Origin of the sequence: Paraburkholderia ribeironis (genome assembly GCF_900019265.1) — a bacterium.
GTDB lineage: Bacteria > Pseudomonadota > Gammaproteobacteria > Burkholderiales > Burkholderiaceae > Paraburkholderia > Paraburkholderia ribeironis.
This window is the reverse complement of sequence record NZ_CYGX02000153.1, coordinates 1-1,990: the sequence shown is the minus strand read 5'-3', so window position 1 is coordinate 1,990 and position 1,990 is coordinate 1. Positions and strand designations below refer to the sequence as shown.

At 55.0% G+C, this 1,990-nt stretch carries 2 protein-coding genes; both read right to left on the bottom strand.

From position 1 onward, the window contains the following. Nucleotides 1-73: 73 nt before the first annotated feature. Nucleotides 74-1,759 carry a tetratricopeptide repeat protein gene (locus BN2475_RS32640; RefSeq protein ID WP_159444647.1) on the bottom strand — a complete coding sequence of 562 codons (1,686 nt, stop codon included), beginning with the start codon at nt 1,757-1,759 and terminating at the stop codon, nt 74-76. Then, a partial coding sequence (locus BN2475_RS35185) for a hypothetical protein (RefSeq protein WP_218023761.1) occupies nt 1,746-1,990 on the bottom strand: 245 nt, incomplete at its 5' end. The genes BN2475_RS32640 and BN2475_RS35185, both read right to left, overlap by 14 nt.

Genomic DNA, 1,990 nt, shown 5'->3' with positions numbered 1-1,990 from the left:
CATCTTCGCATCGCACGTCGGGTTGCCACCATTCATCCAGTCTCCTATGCTCTCTCAGCCGTGCTGCAGATAATCACGATCGAAACCCGCAACCAGTTGATTGAGTCGCTGCCCAAGTCTTCAGCGCGGTGGCGACGTCCTCAATGGTTTCACTCCAATCGCCGAACTTGTTTTGCCTGAATAAACTCACAGCTGCCGGATACCACGGAGAATCTATTCTGTCCTGCAGCCAGCGCCAATCGCAACCAAAGCGAGGTAGTAGTACCCAGCATGGTTTGCCGAGAGCGCCCGCAACGTGCGCGATCGCCGTATCTACACAAATCGTCAGGTCCAGTTGGGCCACAATAGCTGCTGTGTCGGCGAAATCCTTAATTTTGCTCCCCAGTTCGACGAGAGGCTGTCGAGCCGCCGCTTGCGTGAATTCATCTCCTTGCCCATGCTGAAGACTAACGAATGTTAACCCGGGAACCGACCACAGCGGAGCAAAATCCGAAAGGTTGCGCACGGAACGGTTGCTGTCGTTCCCGTGTGTTCCAGAGCCTTTCCAGACCAGCCCGATTCTTGGTCCGTCAGCTGGCAGTTGCTTCTGCCAGTATTCCAACCGCGTGGGAAGTGCGTTCACATATGGCAAGGAGTCGGGTATCGTGTCAACGGTCGTACCGAAATGCATCGGCAGACTTAGGGGAAACGTCCAGTAGTCGTGTTTCGGCACCGATCGCGAATCCGTCATCACTTCGTCAACGCCATTGACAGTCTCTAGCAGCGCGCCGAGGGCCGGGTCGCAAACCACACTGATTCGCGAAAGACCGCGTCTCTTGAGTAAGGGAATATAGCGGGCGAACTGTATACAGTCGCCGAATCCCTGTTCCGGCATGACCACGAGAGACTTGCCGGCGAGAGGCTCGCCCTGCCACTGTGGATACGAAAACTTAGGCACCGTCATTTTTCGATCGCTCATGTTCGGACTGTAGCGGGCCTCATAGTTCGGCCATGCTTCGGCATATCTTCCTGCAGCAAGGAGCACCATGCTCAGATTGAAACGGGCATCGACATAGTCAGGATTCAATTCAAGTGCTTGGACAAAGCACGGTTCCGCTTCGGAAACACGACCGATGCTAGACAATAAATTACCCAGATTGTTGTGGGCTGCAGGATACTTTGCGTTGAGCGAGAGCGCATGATTAAAAGCAGCTTCCGCCTGGACGTGACGCCCGGTTTTTCCCAGCAGGATTCCGAAGTTGTTGTACGCCTGTGCGTGATCGGGTTCTAACAGTAGTGCATGGCGAAAAGCGGCCTCTGCTTCTACGAGTCGCCCGGCTTCGCTAAGAGTTTGCGCTACATTATTCCATGCCTCCCCTGAATCAGGCCTAAGGTCCAGTACGCGTCGAAAGGCAACCTCCGCTTCCACCGCTCGCTGGGTCTGGGCAAGGAGAATACCTAGATGATTGTGCGCTTCCGCCAGATCGGGTTTCAAATCCAATGCCTTCCGGAAAGCGGCCTCTGATTCGGCATGCTTACCCTGACAACGAAATGCCACACCAAGATCGGTCATGAAAACAGCATCTCTGCGGTGTGCTAGTGCGGCGAGGATGAGCAACTCCGCTTTGCCTGGTTGGCCTCTTTGCAATTCGATTGCACCTAGCAGGTGCAAAGCGTCAGCATGCGTCGGATCGATCGACAGAAGCTGCCGGTACGCTGCTTCTGCCTCGACCAATCGGCCTGCCCGGTGTGCGGCAACAGCGACCTCAAACAGGTTCATGGTGCGTCCTTTGCGCGATAGTGAGTTTTGCCTGTATGTCGTTGGACGCGATTGAAGTTGAGGCATCTTGTACGTTGGTCAATCGGGCAACTCTGTCAGCGTGGTGGGTATAGGCCGCCTTTGCATCCAACTGGTTGCGGGTTTCGATCGTGATTATCTGCAGCACGGCTGAGAGAGCATATGAGACTGGATGAATGGTGGCCACTCGACGTGCGATGCGAAGATGTGCCT

Excerpts from the sequence above, each read along its gene's own strand:
- BN2475_RS32640 (WP_159444647.1), bottom strand. The coding sequence starts at position 1,759 with ATGAACCTGTTTGAGGTCGCTGTTGCCGCACACCGGGCAGGCCGATTG.